Annotated in this window: 14 protein-coding genes; 9 read left to right on the forward strand and 5 right to left on the reverse strand. The window is 52.7% G+C overall.

Going from position 1 to position 17539, the window contains the following annotated elements:
- Positions 1 to 51 precede the first annotated feature (51 nt).
- Positions 52 to 921 (reverse strand): DUF4114 domain-containing protein, encoded by an 870-nt coding sequence (locus tag H6G53_RS13795; RefSeq protein WP_190529198.1) that lies wholly within the window; start codon positions 919 to 921, stop codon positions 52 to 54.
- Positions 922 to 1292: 371 nt separating this feature from the next.
- Between H6G53_RS13795 and H6G53_RS13800 the strand changes: the two genes are divergently transcribed.
- From H6G53_RS13800 to H6G53_RS13810, 3 genes are all read left to right on the forward strand, one after another.
- On the forward strand, positions 1293 to 1742 hold the full coding sequence (locus H6G53_RS13800; protein ID WP_099533527.1) for a YlqD family protein: 450 nt from the start codon (positions 1293 to 1295) through the stop codon (positions 1740 to 1742).
- Positions 1743 to 2150: 408 nt separating this feature from the next.
- Positions 2151 to 3566 (forward strand): ATP-binding protein, encoded by a 1416-nt coding sequence (locus tag H6G53_RS13805; protein WP_190354499.1) that lies wholly within the window; start codon positions 2151 to 2153, stop codon positions 3564 to 3566.
- A gap of 607 nt (positions 3567 to 4173) precedes the next feature.
- Entirely contained in the window at positions 4174 to 7098 is a 2925-nt protein-coding gene (locus H6G53_RS13810) for an ATP-binding protein (RefSeq protein WP_242030852.1), read from the forward strand.
- A gap of 150 nt (positions 7099 to 7248) precedes the next feature.
- On the opposite strand, the gene H6G53_RS13815 is transcribed toward H6G53_RS13810, so the two are convergent.
- Positions 7249 to 7848, reverse strand: a complete 600-nt coding sequence (locus H6G53_RS13815; protein ID WP_190354500.1) for a DUF3177 family protein — start codon at positions 7846 to 7848, stop codon at positions 7249 to 7251.
- Between the two features lie 237 nt (positions 7849 to 8085).
- Between H6G53_RS13815 and H6G53_RS13820 the strand changes: the two genes are divergently transcribed.
- The 3 genes from H6G53_RS13820 (at position 8086) to H6G53_RS13830 (ending at position 10726) form a co-directional block, all read left to right on the forward strand.
- The gene (locus tag H6G53_RS13820) at positions 8086 to 8688 is read left to right on the forward strand and encodes a cytochrome b (RefSeq protein ID WP_190533835.1); all 603 of its coding nucleotides are present in this window, start codon (positions 8086 to 8088) and stop codon (positions 8686 to 8688) included.
- Positions 8689 to 8940: 252 nt separating this feature from the next.
- Positions 8941 to 10143: a GNAT family N-acetyltransferase gene (locus tag H6G53_RS13825; protein WP_190533838.1), complete on the forward strand. Its 1203-nt coding sequence runs from the start codon at positions 8941 to 8943 to the stop codon at positions 10141 to 10143.
- A 331-nt stretch (positions 10144 to 10474) separates the two neighbouring features.
- Positions 10475 to 10726, forward strand: coding sequence for a hypothetical protein (locus H6G53_RS13830; protein WP_190533841.1), 252 nt, complete (start codon positions 10475 to 10477; stop codon positions 10724 to 10726).
- 52 nt (positions 10727 to 10778) lie between these two features.
- Here H6G53_RS13830 and prmA read toward each other — a convergent pair whose 3' ends face one another.
- The gene (gene prmA / locus H6G53_RS13835) at positions 10779 to 11672 is read right to left on the reverse strand and encodes a 50S ribosomal protein L11 methyltransferase (RefSeq protein WP_099533503.1); all 894 of its coding nucleotides are present in this window, start codon (positions 11670 to 11672) and stop codon (positions 10779 to 10781) included.
- 181 nt (positions 11673 to 11853) lie between these two features.
- On the opposite strand from prmA, the gene H6G53_RS13840 reads away from it, so the two are divergent.
- Together H6G53_RS13840 and H6G53_RS13845 are read left to right on the forward strand one after the other, a co-directional pair.
- Complete coding sequence (locus H6G53_RS13840; protein WP_190533844.1) at positions 11854 to 12003, forward strand: hypothetical protein; 150 nt, start codon at positions 11854 to 11856, stop codon at positions 12001 to 12003.
- A 149-nt stretch (positions 12004 to 12152) separates the two neighbouring features.
- Complete coding sequence (locus H6G53_RS13845) at positions 12153 to 13337, forward strand: NAD(P)H-quinone oxidoreductase subunit H (protein WP_099533504.1); 1185 nt, start codon at positions 12153 to 12155, stop codon at positions 13335 to 13337.
- Positions 13338 to 13425: 88 nt separating this feature from the next.
- Here H6G53_RS13845 and H6G53_RS13850 read toward each other — a convergent pair whose 3' ends face one another.
- Positions 13426 to 14034 (reverse strand): hypothetical protein, encoded by a 609-nt coding sequence (locus H6G53_RS13850; RefSeq protein WP_190533847.1) that lies wholly within the window; start codon positions 14032 to 14034, stop codon positions 13426 to 13428.
- 134 nt (positions 14035 to 14168) lie between these two features.
- Entirely contained in the window at positions 14169 to 16157 is a 1989-nt protein-coding gene (locus H6G53_RS13855; RefSeq protein WP_190533850.1) for a long-chain fatty acid--CoA ligase, read from the reverse strand.
- 263 nt (positions 16158 to 16420) lie between these two features.
- Between H6G53_RS13855 and H6G53_RS13860 the strand changes: the two genes are divergently transcribed.
- On the forward strand, positions 16421 to 17452 hold the full coding sequence (locus H6G53_RS13860; protein ID WP_199309253.1) for a class I SAM-dependent methyltransferase: 1032 nt from the start codon (positions 16421 to 16423) through the stop codon (positions 17450 to 17452).
- Positions 17453 to 17539: the final 87 nt, after the last annotated feature.

Here is a 17539-nt window from a genome sequence, read left to right on the forward strand (position 1 = left end):
GAGAGTTCAGCAACCCTAGCCCAACTCCTGCTATCCGCAGATGTCGAAGCCCTAGGATGCGGTATCAGACTTGCGCGAGCGACGCTTCGCCGACCCAGCCAGACCCAGACCCACCAGGCCCAGACCCATCATGATCGTCGGTTCCGGCGTGGCTACCCCTGCAATTTCACGGTTGTTCTTGCGGCCGAAGTCGATCACGAACACCGTGTCGTTGAAGTCTTGGTCACCACCGCCCCACAGATCTTCAAAAGCCAGCACCAGCAAATCTTCGTAGAAGTAGGACATGGCATGTTGCTTGCCATCGGGATTGTCCTTCGCATTGGCCCGGAACTGACCCGGAACCGTCTTGCCAGTGCGCACATCCTTGCCGGAAATGCCGCCGTTAATCCAGTTGGAAACCAGGCTGAAATCAAAGATCGTGCCAGCCTTGAACTTGCCCAGGTTCACCCAATCGCCCACATTCAGGGGGCTGTCTTGAACCGATCGCCCTGCGACAGCAGCGTTCGGATTTTGGCAAAAGCCGCTGAAGTTCACCAGGGTTTTGCTTTGGCTGGGGCTGCAAGAGGTGTCCCCAAAAATCTTCGTCTGCGCCGTAACCGTTGTTCCGGTGGTGGCAAAGTCCAGACGGTTGCGATAGCCGCCAGCCGTTTCACCGAGGAAGTAAACCTTCACATCGTGGTCATGCTTCAGTTGCAGCAGCGATTCATCCAAGGTGCGAAATTTAATTTCGTTGGGGTCTAACTTCCGAGCTTCCTTGCCGACAAAGGGAGCCATGGAAGGCAACACTTCTTGGAAGTAATCCGGCGCTGTGCTACGGGGATTGATGTCAAATGCTTGGGCCGATCCGGCTGCAACACTCAGGGTTGCTACGGAGGCGGTGACGGTTGCTTTGAGCAGGAAGGAAGGAATGTGGTTACGCATGAGTAGAGAAGACTTCAGAGAGTGGAACGGTTGCGAAGTTAGAGAGCGGTTTCGCCGGAATCGTTGCAAGTATAAAAAGTTACTTTGGCTTGCAATTGAAGCTTTGATCTGATGGCTAGAAACCGGAGACACACCCAAAAGGTTTAATACTTTCTCCCCTGATCGTAGGGGCAGTTCCTGAGTTTTTTGATGAATTTTTGGTCAAGCCAATGGCCGATTAACGGGCCAATATGAAGTGAAGGGGGCAAAGGGTTGATTGCCATGGCTCACAGTCCCGCGATACGATCGCGCCCGGGCCATGGTCTCTGGCCGATGCAAAAACACTGAGACCAATGATCAACACCCAGGACACCTCAAGCGTGCAAACTCCCATGGATACGACTTCAGCGGGCCTGTGGCTCAAGCGCCCTGTGATTGTGAAGGCCGTTGTTACGCCGCGCTGGAAGGAAGATGCGCAGGTTGAATTGCAGCGGCAAATTGACCAGCTCGATCGCCAGTTACAGCAACTGGAAACCCAAGGTCAGCGGGCGATCGCGGAAATTCAGCGCCAGAGCATTCAACCGCCCGGCCCGGAAGTGACTCGCCAAATTGAAAATATTCAGGCCCAGGTGAACGAACAGAAATCCCAAATGCTGGAGCAAAAAAACCAAGTTTTGCAACAGCTCAATCGGGTTCACTCCTTGGAGCTGGATAAGGAAGTGATTCAAACGCAAATGGAAAGCCTGTTTCAGGTGCAACAGGGTGATAATTTGATTGACAAGATGCAGGTTGAAATTCTGCTACGGGATGGCATTGTTGAAGAAATTCGTGGTGAACTGTAACTAGGTTGCGTTTTTTGGGGGTGTGAAGTTTACACCCCACGATTTGCTCATTATTTATGAGATGAAGTCAATCTAAATTCTTAAAATCAAACCGATCAATTCAATCGAGTTATCTGTGGGGCGGGCATTGCACACCTAATAATGGCTTCATAGTATCTGTGGTATAACGTACCGATCGTTCTAGGTAAAGGTTGTAATTCAAAAATAAATTGAATCAATCAGTTTAGTTGGAAAATGAGTCAATAAATTTAATCAAGAAGTTAATCAAGAAATTAATCAAGAAGTTAATCAAAAATTACCCAGAAAATTAACTAACTAGCCAACTCAAGTCAATTCAGAGGCTAAATCAAGCCGATCGAATGAATTACGATTGGGGAGAATGCAACTACTCATCATTCGAGGACGATCGTGTTTCAGACAACGCGGCGACGGCTGGCCCTTTGGTACGCGACCGTAACAGCAGTGTTGGTGCTGGTGGCGGCGATCGCCTTCTATGGCTATGCGAGGGCCACGCTGGTCGATCGGGTAGATGACACGATCGAACATGCGATCGAACTGGTGGCTCGATCGTTGGTGATTGAATCGGTGCAGGTGCGCGACCTGGCCGCCATCGATCCACAGCAGATGATTACTCGGGCCCGGGTGAACCTGGAAGCCAGCTTTCGGGACAACACGGGCACGGTTTGGAATGATGTGGAAGATGATCGAATTGATTTGGAATGGTTTAGCCCCACGGGCCAGCAGCTTTGGACCAGCTTCGCGGAACCCTTGACCATTCCCCTGCATCCCACTCGTAAAAGTGAAACGGTGAAAGTGTTGCGCGACGGGCCTGGGAAGTCAGCCGAGGGGCGGGGGCCGGTGGAACCGCCGTTGGTGTTGCGGCAACGCACTCAAGCCATTGCGCTGGGTGGGCAACCCTTGGGCTATTTGCGAGTCAGTCACCCTTGGTTTGAGGTCACCAAGCCGGCCCAGCAGTTGGCGATCGACCTGAGCTTGGGGGTGGTGGCGTTGATTGGGGCCGTGGGGGCGATCGGGTGGTGGTTGTCGGGGCTGGCCATGGAACCGGTGCGCGAGTCTTACCAACGCTTGCGGCAATTTACGGCCGATGCATCCCATGAACTGCGCAACCCGATCGCCACCATTCAAACCAATGTGCAGGTGGCGTTGGCGGAAACCAACCCCCAAATGGAGCGATCGCAGTTGGAAGCGATCGAACGGTTAACTCGCCGTCTGGGGAAATTGGTGGACGATCTGTTGTTTTTGGCCCGCCAAGATAGCGGCATTGTGCAACCCCAGTGGGGAATGGTGGATCTGTCGGAATTGCTGCTGGAGGCGATCGAGGAGCAAATGGCCCTGGCCACCCGCCAAGCATTGGAATTGATTCCCGAACTCAGCGAAATTCCCGATCAGCGGGCCTGGATGGTGCGGGGCGACCGGGATCAGTTGGCGCGGCTGCTCACCAACCTGATTGGCAACGCGATTCAATACACGCCGTCGGGTGGGCGGGTTTGGGTTCGGCTCGATCGGGACCTGCGCAAACCCACCTTAAAGCTCGAAGTCCAAGACACCGGCATTGGCATTGCACCGGAAGCCTTGCCCCATCTGTTCGATCGGTTCTACCGTGCCGATGTGGCCCGATCGCGCCATCGCACCGGTCAATCTGCCGGGTCGGGTTTGGGGCTGGCCATTGTCCAGGCGATCGTGCAAGTTCACCAGGGGCAAATCCGCCTCGATAGTCAGCTCGATCGGGGAACAACCGTCACCATCACCCTGCCCAGCTTGGTTGAACCCCCGCTGGAGGTCGGTAGCTATCAGAACAGTTAGGCAATTACGCACCATAGGGACGCGCCATTGGCACATTTGGCCTATCCCTAACTGACCTGAATTCGCAATTTTAATGAAGAGAAATTTATAAATCTTCAGCAAACTGTCTCAGGGAATACTAAAACCAAGGGACAACTCAGTTGAGCATGTTTAATCGCTGTGAATATGGCCAACTTTGAGACAATCGAGCAACACTTTAGAAGCAGCCGAAGAACGATTGATATCATTGATATGATTAATAAATAATCAATAATTCTGCTGCCAAGAATCAGCCCGATCGTCAGTCCTTAGAGCGCGGTAGGGTAGAACCATGGGCTAGTTATGATGCAGCAGTCTCTTCGACCATTCATTCGATCGCTTACCTGGGTATTGATGCCGAACGTTGATGTCGAACGTTGATGCCGAACGCTGATGTGATCGCCCATCTAATTTGGTGTAACCCGGCTTTAACCATAAATCCATGAAATTCATGGTTATTCATAATTGCTGCCCATTCCCGCGATCGCCCGTTTTCGGCAACCAACGCAATCGATTAGTTTCCCGCTCAAGGAAATTCAAATCGTCTCCGTATATGAATTGCTCCATTCTGTCATCTTTTTAACCTGCTATGACGACCCCGTATATGCCCCGCAAAAAGGTTGTGCAGAAGCGTCGAGAGTATAACGCTTGGGTCGCCACCGAGACGATCGAGGACTATTCCCTTCGCTATGCACCCCAGTCTTTTCGGAAGTGGTCGGAGTTTTTAGTTGCCAATACGGCCTTAGGAGGAATTTCCTTCCTGGCCCTGGAAGCGATCGGTGGATCTTTAGTGATTAGCTATGGATTCAGCAATTCTTTTTGGGCAATTTTGGTGGTAGGGCTGCTGATTGGCCTAGCTGGAATTCCCATTTCCTATTACGCCGCCAAATACAATGTCGATATTGATTTGCTCACCAGGGGCGCAGGCTTTGGTTACATTGGCTCAACCATTACCTCGCTGATTTACGCCTCTTTCACTTTCATTTTCTTTGCGCTGGAAGCGGCAATCCTGGCCCAAGCCTTAGAGCTTTATTGGCATCTTCCCCTGTGGTTGGGCTATATCCTTTGCTCTTTGGTGGTGCTGCCGATTGTGTTTTATGGCATCACGGCGATCGAGCGGTTGCAGTTTTGGACGCAACCAATTTGGCTGATTTTGATGGGGTTGCCCTTTGTGTTTGTGGGCCTCAAGGAACCGGCCGCCCTCGATCGCTGGCTGCACTTTGCCGGAAACTCCCCCAGCGGAGCCGCCTTTGATCCCTTGCTGTTTGGCGCGGCGGCCACCGTTTCTTTTTCGCTCATTGCCCAGTTGGGCGAACAGGTAGACTATCTCCGTTTTTTGCCGGAATGTGGCCCCAACAATCGGATTCGCTGGTGGTTAGCGGTGTTGGCGGCGGGGCCCGGTTGGATTGTGCTGGGAGCAGCCAAGCAGTTGGGCGGGGCCTTTTTGGCCACTTTGGCGATCGAGCATGGGGCTTCCTTTGCTAAGGCCAAGGAGCCAATTCAAATGTACCTGGCCGGATTCGCCACCGTTTTTGACGATCCCCAAGTGGTGCTGACGGTGGGGGTGTTTTTCGTGATCATCTCCCAAATCAAAATCAACGTCACGAACGCCTACGCGGGATCCCTGGCCTGGTCAAATTTCTTTTCGCGGCTCACCCACTCCCACCCCGGGCGAGTGGTGTGGTTGGTGTTCAATGTGTCGATCGCTCTGCTGTTGATGGAGTTGGGGGTTTTTGAAACCCTAGAGGCCGTGTTGGGCCTCTATTCCAACGTGGCGATCGCTTGGATTGGGGCGATCGTGGCGGACTTGGTGATTAACAAACCGCTTAAGCTCAGTCCGTCCTACGTTGAGTTTAAACGCGCCTATCTTTACAACTTCAACCCCGTGGGATTTGGCTCGATGGTGGTGGCTTCGGTCATTGCCATGGTGGCTTTTGTGGGGCTTTTTGGGGAAACGCTGCGGGCCTATGCGCCGTTTTTGGCCCTGGGGATTGCTTTCGGTCTGTCGCCATTGATCGCCTGGGCAACCCAAGGCCGCTACTACATCGCGCGTCCCAATGAAGTGCGCTTGAATTTTCCGGCCGCCACCCTGGTCAGTTGCTGCGTTTGTGACAACGAGTATGAGCCATCGGATTTGGCCTTTTGTCCTGTTTACGATGGCCACATCTGCTCCCTCTGTTGCAGTCTGGATGCCCATTGTCACGATTCCTGCAAGCCCTCCGCAGGCGAACAGGTGCGATTGGCCGCAATTGTGGCCCAGGCCATTTTTGGCGATCGCCTGTCTTTGCGGTTGGGCAAGCGGATGGTGCGTTTTTTGGGGCTGTTTGCGGCCATGGCGGCCCTGCTGGGGGCAATTTTTGCGCTGGTTTATACCCTCGGGCCGATCGCAGAGTTGCCCCTCGCGCAACCCGATGCTGAATCAATGCCGCTGCTGGAAACCTTTGGGGTTTTGTATGCGATGTTGCTGGTTTTGTCGGGGATCGCGGTCTGGTGGTGGGTGCTGACCGATGAGAGCCGCGAACTGGCTGAGGAGGAGTTAGACAACCAAAATCTGCAACTTCAGCAGGAAGTGCGCGATCGCGAGGCCGCCGAAGCCGCCCTGCAAGACTTGGCCAAGGATTTGGAGCAGCGGGTGAAACAACGCACCGCCCAACTATCGGAAGCCCTGACGGTGCTGAAAAAAGCCCAAACACAACTGGTTCAAACGGAAAAAATGTCCAGTTTGGGGCAAATGGTGGCGGGGGTGGCCCACGAAATTAATAATCCGGTGAATTTCATTCACGGCAACCTCGAACATGCCTGCAACTATGTGCAAGATGTGTTGGCGCTGTTGGTTGCCTATCAATTGGCCTTTCCCAAGGCCACGCCGGAAATTTTGGAGCTGGCGGACGAAATTGATGTGACGTTTGTGCAGGAAGATTTGCCCAAACTGTTGAAATCAATGCGGGTGGGAACCGATCGCATTCGAGAAATTGTTCTGTCCTTGCGCACCTTTTCGCGGCTGGACGAAGCGGAGGTGAAAAGCGTAGACATTCACGCGGGTTTGGATAGCACGCTGATGATTTTGAGCAACCGACTGAAGGCTACGGATCAACGCCCAGCGATTCAGATTCAAAAACACTACGGCGAGCTATCCCCCATTGAGTGTTACGCGGGGCAAATGAACCAGGTGTTTATGAATTTGCTGACCAATGCGATCGACGCGATCGATGAGGATAAACGGGGCGATCGGGAACCGCCGCAAATTGCCATCACCACCACCTTGGCCGATCCTGAAACGGTGCAGATTGTGATTACGGATAATGGGCCCGGAATTGCCCCTGAGGTGCAACGAAACTTGTTTGATGCTTTTTTCACCACCAAAGATGTGGGCAAGGGAACCGGTTTGGGTCTGTCCATTGCCCAACAGATTGTGGTGGAAAGGCATGGCGGCCGGTTAACTTGTCGATCGGAGTTGAATCATTCAACTAGCTTTTTGATTGAAATTCCCATGCGGCAATTTGTGGAAGATTAGGCGATCGCCTCGCAGATCCAAATCCCAATCTCAATCCCAATCCAAGTCCCGATCGCCCCGGGCCAGAACAGTTAGTCCCTTGCCCTCAAGATTTGGCAACGGAAACATCAAGATCCTAGGGTTTCAATTACAGGGCTTCAATCACCAACCCTAAATCCCCGTTGCCGATCGCCCCTGTTTGCCCAACCGGAACACCACAAAATAGGCCAAATAAATGACATAAATCGCCAAGCCTAAAACTCCCAACACGCCCAGAAAACTAGGATTGGTGTTGTTGTGGAAATATTCTCGATAGAGCCAGGTGGGTTCCAACCAAACACGGCAAGCCGCATCCTTCACCAGCACTTCGCTGGGTTTCAGGGCGCAGGGCAAGGTCAACACCTGCGCCACCGTCCCGATCGCGCAGTAAATGGTCATGGCCCAGCGCCAAGCCTTAAACGCAAACTTCAGCCGCCCTTGGGGTTGGTCGTCAATTTCTTCATTTAAATCGACCCAGAACCACAGCCCAAGCGGAATCAACACCCGCGCCCCCAGCGCCGCCACAAAGCTCACGGGCAAAGAGCCAATCATCAAATACACCGTGATGGCCAGCAGGCTCGAAACCCGCCAATAGATCACCATCAGCTTTTGCAGCGCGTCGGCCTTGGCCACAAGCGCCCACAGCAACAGCCCTAGCGGTATCAAAACGGTAAACAAAACCGCCACGCGGTAGTCCGTCCAAACCAAGGATTCCAACCAGTTTTCAGCCATAGGAAGGGGCGATCGAGCCGACAGATTTTGAAGTTTTGGGTGTGCATTGTGTCGCACACTTTGGCGCACTCTATGCTACCGCGCTGTTTCCCCTTATGGGCCGCGCTGTGGATGGCGATCGCCCCAACGATGCCCAACCGGTTTGGCTGAATCCCCCCAAGTGGCTGCGAGTACCCACAATTTAATATGTACTCGTTATGATTATGGCTAATTAATGATGACCAACTCCCAAACGTCATGGCTGATTCTGCCCAGGTTGCTCCACCCAAACGCCGCCTCAACAATGCCTTCCAAAATTTGATGTCCTTGCATTGGTGGATGGTGCTGGCCTATCTCATTTTGTTTGTGGGAGGAACCTTCATGGCGCAACTGCCGCGCGAGGTTTCCTTTCGCCCCGGTTTCTATGATTTCCACAAGTCGATCGGGATTTTAACCATTGGTTTGTTGTTGGGACGGGTGCTGTTGTTGTTCCGAGTTTGGTGGCGAAAATATTCCCGTCGGCTGCCCAAACTGTCCACCCATTGGTGGCGTGTATTTCTGCTGCACAGCAGCCTCTATGGCTTCATGATTGTGGTTCCGGTCACGGGTATTTTTCTGTCTAATTCCGTGAGGCCTAATAATGTCAAATTTTTTGGCATTGTTGTGCCGGAGCTGTTTCCCCAAAATGCTGAGATGGTGGATTTGGGGCGTGGCTTACACTTTTGGTTTTCCTATAGCTTTTTGGTGTTTGTGATTGCCCACGCGATCGATCAATGGAAAGTTGTTCGTGCCCTGTGGCGGCGTTGGACAGGTTTTTGGAAGAAGTCATCATCCAACAATTCCAAAACGGCTCTCAAGTAATCTCAAGTCATTTCAAGTCATCGCCAGTTATCTTCAGTGACCTCCAATCATTTGAAGAAAGCCGATCGCCCCCGGTGAGAAAGCCCCGGAAGATGGATGCCGCTCCGCCTTCCGGGGTTTTGTCATTTGTCTCACTTGCCTTGAAAGCCTAGGGCGATCGCGCTAGGGTATCGAAAGCGCTGCCGTTGACCTATCAGCACCGATTGCGCATCATTTTGAACAGATCAGCCCCCCTCGATCGCCCTGTGAACCATGGCCCAAACCGCAACCACCGAACAAATTGCCTACGAACTTTCTTGGGTTAGTCGGATGGCGGATCTGAGTCCGCAGGAGTGGGATGCATTAGCCAAACCCCTAAAAACCCCCTTTTTGGAATGGGCTTGGTTGAATAATTTGGAAACATCGGGCAGCGCAATTCCGCAGGAAGGTTGGTTGCCATCCCACTTGGTTGTGCGCCGATCGGGAAAGTTGGTGGCCGCAGCTCCCCTCTATCTCAAGGGACACAGTTATGGCGAATTTGTGTTTGACCAGCAATGGGCAGATTTGTCCTATCGCCTAGGGGTTGATTACTATCCCAAGCTGTTAGGAATGACCCCTTTTACGCCAGCAGAAGGCTATCGATTTTTAATCGACTCTGCTGAAGATGAACGGGCAATCACTGAAATGATGCTGGGGGCGATCGATCATTTTTGTAGCCGACATCATGTGTCTGGCTGTCATTTTCTGTTCGTGGATCCCCAATGGCAACAACTCATGGAATCCTTGGGCGATTTCATTACCTGGAAACATCACAGCTACATTTGGACGAGTAATAACTATCAAACATTTGAAGATTATCTAGCGAGCTTTAACGCCAATCAGCGCCGCAATATCAAACGCGAGCGAAAATCCATGGTGAATAGTGGCTTGGAGTTCAAAACCTGGCAGGGTTCACAAATTCCCCACGGCTATTTTTCCAAGGTTTATGATTTTTACAGCAGCACTTGCGAGAAGTTTTGGGGCGGCAGCCAATATTTAACGCGCAAGTTTTTTGTGGATTTGGCCGATCAATTAGCCGATCGCGTGGTGTTGTTTACGGCCCATGCCCACGGTGACGATCGCCACCCGATCGCCCTCTCCTTTTGCATCACCAAGGGCGATCGGCTCTACGGTCGCTATTGGGGTTGCACGCGAGAAATTGACCATCTGCACTTCAATGCCTGTTATTACGAGCCGATCGACTGGGCGATCGCTCACGGAATTCAACTTTTTGACCCCGGCGCAGGGGGGCAACACAAACGGCGGCGCGGATTCCCGGCAACCCCCAACCACAGTCTGCACCGGCTTTATCATCCCCGGCTCGATCGGATTTTGCGAACCTATATTGATGAAATTAACCAATACGAACAACAACAAATTGATGCCATTAACGCTGAGTTGCCGTTTAGCCAAGCTCAGCCAGAACTAAAACTCTAAATCCAGATTTCAGCAAATTTTTGAATCAAGACTTTAATCAAGACTTTAATCAAGGCTTTAAGCAAGTCTTTAAGCCGTTTTGCAGCAGAACCTTCACGCAGTTGTTAAACTGGCCTTCTACCTGAAGCGATCGTCCCGTTGCAGGGCATATTCAACAGTAAGGCTGTAGCAGCGGTGTTGCAGGGATCGGGCTGTGGGGTCAGGCTGAGCGATCCTGCGATTCAACGCTGAGCGCCGCAACCCATGAACATCGCAGCACAATCACCCCGATCGGCTGGTGTTGTTGAGTGAATTCAATTTCTGGCTACGATCCGCTGGAGTGCCCGTTTTTATGAAGCGTCTGATTCAAATCGCGAGCATGGTTTTGTTGGGGTCGATCGCGGTGGCCACCGTTGAAGATGTGGCCTCCGCCAGATCTGGAAACCTGGCCGGGCGCTGGTTCAACCAAATGGCCAGCCATTGGCAAGCGGGCAAACAACAATTGAGCCAAGTGGGCCAGGGCGATCGCCTCAGTTGCAACCTGGTTTCCGTGAGTCCCAAGCGCCAAATTACCCGACTTTGCGCAACCCAAAGCCACCTGTAATCCGTGATCAAATCCGTGATCAAATCCGTGATCAAATCCGCGATCAAATTCTTTACGATCGCCGCACATTAATACAGCACCATTCCTGACGCTTCCACAACGTGGCCACAATCCAACCACTTTGTTCCAACGTGTCAGAAATTGCCTTGGCTTGATCTAACAAAATGCCACTCAACACTCCCCAAGTCTTTTGATGGCTAATTTGTTCTAATTGCGGAATCAAATCCACAATTACCTCCGCCAAAATGTTGCAGAAAAAGCCATCCACTTTGCGATCGCCCAACATCTCTTGCAACTTCTCAAAAGATCCCTGCTCCAGATGCACCCGATCGGGCTGAATATGGTTCAGCGAAATATTTTCTTGGGTTGCCCGCAAACATAGGGGATCAATATCCACCGCGTAGGCAGTTTTGGCCCCCACCAACAACGCCCCGATCGCCAAAATTCCCGACCCACAACCAATGTCTGCAACGATCTGCTCCGTGGGCTGGCCGTCAAAGCGCATCTCCATCGACTCCATGCAGAGTTGCGTTGTGGGATGGGCCCCCGTGCCAAAGGCAACCCCCGGATCCAAACGCACCACTACCCGCTTACCCGCCTCCGGCACATCCAACCAAGCCGGACAAATCAAGAACTGATCGCCCACTTCTTGCGGCTGCCAATGTTCTTTCCAACTGCTCGACCAATCCTCTTCATCAATCAAATTCCATTTGACCGTTGGTTCAGGCAAATTGGCCAAAATGGCATCTTGGCGTAACCAAAGCGCCAGGGCAGAAAGATCTAGGAGTTGCGCCTGCTCTTGGGGCAAATAGGCGGAAATCAAACAATTCTTGCCTTTATATTGGCTAGAGGTGCCTCGGCAACCAAAATCTTGAGTTCGCCAATAAACGGTGTCTTCGAGTAATGGGTGGCAGCGAATGTTGATTTCCCACCAACTATTAGCCATGGATCAAGTCCTGAAGGGGCGCTTTTGAATTTCTGTCGCTTCATTGTCCCATGGCCCTTGCGATTCCTCAGGCATCAGGCATTAAACATTAACCAGAATTCATTAACCAGAATTGAGCAGAATCAAGATCCAGCAGGATTAATCAGCATGAACCAGAATTAAGCAGGATTGATTAAGACCAATGACCGATGAGGAGTCCAAAGAGGAGTCCAGCGGGGTGATGATGGGCAACTCACCCATAACTGCCATCGTAATTGCCATCGTAATTGCCATGACCGGCAACCGCGATTATGGGCGATCAAACAAAAAACAATCGATCGCTCCCCACTGATCCGCCAGTCCGCCGCAATTTCGGTTGATAATGGCAAGCGGTGTTCCATCGCCATCCACCGGTCGTGCGCCCAGCCACCGACTTGTTTAACGCGGCGATCGCCCACACGCGATGCCCAGTGCAACCACCAACGGAGACCGATCGATCCTATGACCCGGATTGAAACCAAAACCGAACCGATGGTCGTGAACATGGGCCCCCATCACCCGTCCATGCACGGCGTGTTGCGGCTCATCGTCACCCTCGACGGCGAAAACGTCATCGACTGCGAACCCGTCATTGGCTATCTCCATCGCGGCATGGAGAAAATTGCCGAAAACCGCACCAACATCATGTTCGTGCCCTACGTCAGTCGGTGGGACTACGCCGCCGGGATGTTCAACGAAGCAATCACGGTTAACGCTCCCGAAAAGCTCGCCGGCATTGAAGTGCCCCGCCGCGCCAGCTACATCCGCATGATCATGCTGGAGCTGAACCGAATCGCCAACCACCTGCTGTGGCTTGGCCCCTTCCTGGCCGATGTGGGTGCGCAAACCCCCTTCTTCTACATCTTCCGCGAACGGGAGATGATCTATGACCTGTGGGAAGCCGCCACGGGCGCACGCCTGATTAACAACAACTATTTCCGCATGGGCGGCGTGGCCGCTGACTTGCCCTACGGCTGGATCGACAAGTGCCGCGACTTCTGCAACTACTTCGCGCCCAAAATCGACGAATACGAAAAGCTGATCACCAATAACCCGATCTTCCGCCGCCGCGTGGAAGGCATTGGCACGATCAGCCGCGAAGAAGCAATCAACTGGGGTCTGTCGGGCCCCATGCTGCGCGGTTCGGGCGTGAAGTGGGACTTGCGGAAAGTTGACCACTACGAGTGTTACGACGAACTGGACTGGGATGTGCAGTGGGAAACCGGCGGCGACTGCTTCGCTCGCTACCTGGTGCGGGTGCGGGAAATGCGCGAGTCGAACAAGATGCTCTTGCAAGCGCTGGATCAGATCCCGGGCGGCCCCTACGAAAACCTGGAAGCCCAACGGATGCTGGGCGGGCCAAAGTCCGAATGGAACGGCTTTGATTATCAGTTCATTGGCAAGAAGCTGGCTCCCACGTTCAAGATTCCCAAGGGCGAACATTATGTGCGCCTCGAAAGCGGTAAGGGCGAACTGGGTGTGTTCATCGTGGGTGATGACAATGTGTTCCCCTGGCGCTTCAAGATCAAGGCTCCGGACTTCACCAATTTGCAAATCCTGCCGCACTTGCTGAAGGGCGTGAAGGTGGCGGACATCATGGCGATTCTGGGCAGCATCGACGTGATTATGGGATCAGTCGATCGCTAAATTTGCCAACCCATTTGCATTCCAGTTGAATTCCAATTAAATTCTGAGCGAGGTCGTCCTTTGAGATGATCTCGCTTTTTTAATGGTGCTACCACAGGCCGGGGATTGGCTCAGAAGAACTTTGACCCAGAACGGTGAGCGATCGAATTTCAAATTCGTATTGGGTGCGATCGGCTCCGGGGCCAGTGCTGCGCCGCAACGTCCCCACGGCACTGTAAGACCGATCGAGGCTCCATGCTTGATCCTCAAGTCGGGCACTTTCCCAACGAATAGTGCGATCGACCTGACCGCCCGGGCGCAAGGTCAGTTGTTCAACACCCGTACATCGCAAATTGCTGAGGGCTAGCCATTGAGACCCCGCTCGCAATCCGGCGGGCCCTTGGCAGCGATTGCAATCTCGCTGGTCACCGGGCTGGGCGCTGCTGGGAAAAGGACAGGCCATGCGGGTACAGCCGATCGCCCCTTGCGGATCCGGGCTGGGTTGCAAACGGCCCTGTACTTCAATGAGTCGATCGACCCACCGTTGCGGATTGGCTAACAGATCCGCGATCGGGACAAGCTCCACTCGCCGTTCCTTGACCTGAATCGGTTGTTTGGTTGAATCCGGCAGCACAGCCCGATCTCCCGCCAGGGCCGCGCCGCCGGTACAAAGCAGCACGGAGAGCAAGGCGGCCCGCCCAAGGAAATGTTTGAACAAGGCTGGATCCTGGAACATCAATCTGGTTTCTAAGCAATCTGGTTTCTAAGCAATCTGGTTTCTGAATCCTGTTTCAAGGGCGACCGCAACCCAAGGAATCGGCCCTTAGCCGAGGCTGCGATCGCCCTAGGGGGCTAGCTGTCAAACATGGTGGCAATCAGGTCTGCAAACCGCTCAAACACCACGTTTCGCCGCACTTTCATGGTTTGGGTCAACAGACCATTTTCGATCGACAGGGGTTCCGCCAAAAAACGAAAGGTGCTGATCCGTTCCTCGGCTTTGTAGCCGGGGCGATTTTTCACTTCCCGTGCCAACTCATCTCGAATCAAGGCCTGTACCCGATCGCTTTGGAGATCCACCGAATCAAGCCCCTGTTCTGCGGCCCAAGCGGCGATCGCCTCCTGGTTGGGCACAATCAAAGCCCCGAGCGTCTTTTGGTCTTGACCCACCAACACAACTTGGCTGATGTAGGGACTGCGAATACAGGCATCCTCGATCGGCTGGGGTTCAATATTTTCCCCATTGGTCAGGACGATCGTGTCCTTGGCCCGCCCGGTGATGGTGATGTCCCCGATCGGCGACAGCCAACCCAAATCTCCCGTATCAAACCAGCCTTCCGAGTCGATCGCCTTCGCCGTTGCTTCCGGTTTGCCAAAGTAACCCGCCATAATCTGTGGGCCCCGGGCCAGAATTAGGCCTTTGTCGCCCACCGGGAGCGGCTGGCGGGTTTCAAGATCAACCGATCGCAGCTCCGTGGCCGGCAGCGGCAGCCCAGAAGTTCCCCGCAAATTTCGCCAGTTGCGCCGCACCGTCAGCACCGGGGAAGTCTCCGTCAGGCCATAGCCTACCAGCACATTCACCCCCACAATTTCAAAGAACATTTCCAGGTGGGTGGCCAAGGAACCGCCGCCACTGATGGCGTATTGCAGCTCTCCCCCGGTGGCCTGCCGAATTTTTTGATACACCAGTCGATCGCCCAAGCGGTGCAGCGGCCAATGGGCGATCGCCCGTGCCCCCGCCAACAATTTTTCCAAACCTGCTGCCGGTTTCGATCGTAACTCCAGCCCTTGCCAGCGGCGCTTGGCCCGCACGTAGCGCTCACTGAACCCCAAAAAGGTTTGGGCAATTTTTTGGGTACTGGCCGGTTGGGATTGGAATTGCTTTTGCACCCCTTCATAAATTGACTCCCAAAGACGCGGCACCGCCATCATGTATTGGGGCCGATGGGTTTTCAGATCGGCCTTGAGCTGGCGAATGTTGGTGTAAACCAAAACGCAACCTTGACAGAGCAAGTAATAGTCCCCAATCCGGCCAAAGGAGTGCCAGGTGGGCAGCAGGGTCAACACCCGATCGCCCGCTTGAGGAGCCACCACCGTTCGGAATGCACTGAGCTGATAGAGATAGTTCCCATGGGACAACATCACCCCTTTCGGTTGCCCCGTGGTTCCGGAGGTATAGATCAGCGTGGCTAGGGTTTTTGGATCCTGTTGGGGCGGTTGCCAGGGGTGATTTTTCAGGCGATCGCGCCCCCGCTCCAGCAACTCCAAAAAATTCAAAAGCAAGATATCATCCCCGATCGCGCCCGATCGCACCGGCTCCTCATCCGACAACAACACGATCGCCACCAAAGGCAAATCTCCCAGGCGATCGGCTAACCGATTCAACGTCTTTTGATTCTCAACAATCAAGAGCCGCGCCTCACTGTCTGCCAGGATGTAGCGCAACTCCTCCGTTTCCGCCAAAGAACTCCGCACCGCATTGGCAAACCCCGCCGCCATCGTGCCCTGATCCGCCACAAACCACCGAGCACTATTGTCCGCAAACAGCGCAACCCGAGGCGGCACAACCAATCCCGCCTCCTCCCGCGCACTGGCATCCTCAGGACTCAGCAGCGTTTGCAGTCCCGCCGCAAACGTTTGCAGATATTCCAGCAGTTCCGCAAAATTCAGCTCCAGCGCTGGTGACGAGTGGCGATCGCGCAGGGCCGGCAACGTGCCAAAGCGTTGGGCTGCCCGCACCCACACCTGAGTCAAATTTTGTGCGCCCGAATAGTCCACGGCACGGCCCATCTGGGCCCGATCCTGGGGAAATAGCTCCGATTCGGCAAAGGCAGAAGCAATCATGGCAAAGGGGTGCTAAAACAGGCGATCAACAAAGCAACACAACCCTATCGGGTCATTTGCCGCTTCAGCAACTCTCCCCGGGCGATCAGGTCAATAAGAAAGAGCGTGAGTCCCATTATTCCTGATGCCTTGTTGCCCAGGTATTGTCTTTAAGATCATAAGGATCATATTTATTGAGCCAGCTCCCAGCAATCATACTTATTGAAGATGGTGATATAATAGCGCCTAGTTTTTGACTAATCTTCAGAGTCGAGCAGTACCCTATGGCAGTCTATGAAACCGAAAATTGCATTATCGGGGTCGAATTTTCTTGGGCAGAGGGACTATGGTATTGGGTTAGAGGATGGGTTGTAGGAAAAGAAGGCCCAGTTCATCAAATAAACTTAACCATGCCACAAACTGAGACTCATGAGCTTTCCTGGCATAGCCGCAAAGATGTTGCAAGCCTATTCCAGCAATACTCTCCACCAGAAAATTGTGGCTTCACAGCTTGTTTTGAAAAAAAAAGCTCAGAATGCTTTCAGCTTCAAATCAAGAGTGATAATGGAAACTACTCTTGGCAAGTTCCCTATAATCTAGAAAAGCTAAAGTATCACGACGAGTTATTATTTCCTGAAGGAGAAGAAGACCTTTACACTCAGTTCATTAGAATTTGCAATGAAAAGCATTTGGATGTCTTGGAAATTGGCTCTCGGATAGTTACATCTGAAAGCCAGCGTGTTCACTTCCAAGATGTAAATTCATACACAGGATTTGACTACTACAAAGACGAAAACACTGATGTTGTTGGAGATGCTCACCAGCTTTCTCGTTATTTTGGGGATCGAAAATTCGATGCTATATTCTCGCGATCTGTCTTTGAGCATTTAGCAATGCCCTGGTTGGTTGCCCTAGAAATTAACCGCTTGCTTAAGCCAGGTGGAGTCACGTTTCATTCCACACACCCAGCCTGGCCTATTCATGAAATGCCATGGGATTTTTGGCGGTTTTCCAGTGAAGGGATGAAAGCTCTTTTCCCGGACACACTTGGTTTCCAAGTTCTTTCATGTCGCATGAATTCCCCAGTGCGAATGTACATGGAACAGCCATTGGAATGTTTGGAGTTTCCCTTATTTCGAAGTTATGCAGGTGTCGCAATCTTGGCTCAGAAAATTCAAGACTTTGATGAGAGTGTTTTTCGCTGGAATGCTTCACTTGCAGGAGTAGTTGGTGAAGGTAGTCACTACCCTGAGCCTCAAAAACAGCAACCAGCCGATCAATCAAACATTACAGATCCAGATTTTGTAATTTTTTAACACACTTGTGGGTTTAACTCAGTTACACTGTTAACCAAGTGGGTTGGTGCAGAAGCCAACAAAGGAGCTTTGAAGCCGCCAATTCAT

Source organism: Limnothrix sp. FACHB-406 (genome assembly GCF_014698235.1).
In the GTDB taxonomy this organism is placed as follows: Bacteria; Cyanobacteriota; Cyanobacteriia; order CACIAM-69d; family CACIAM-69d; genus CACIAM-69d.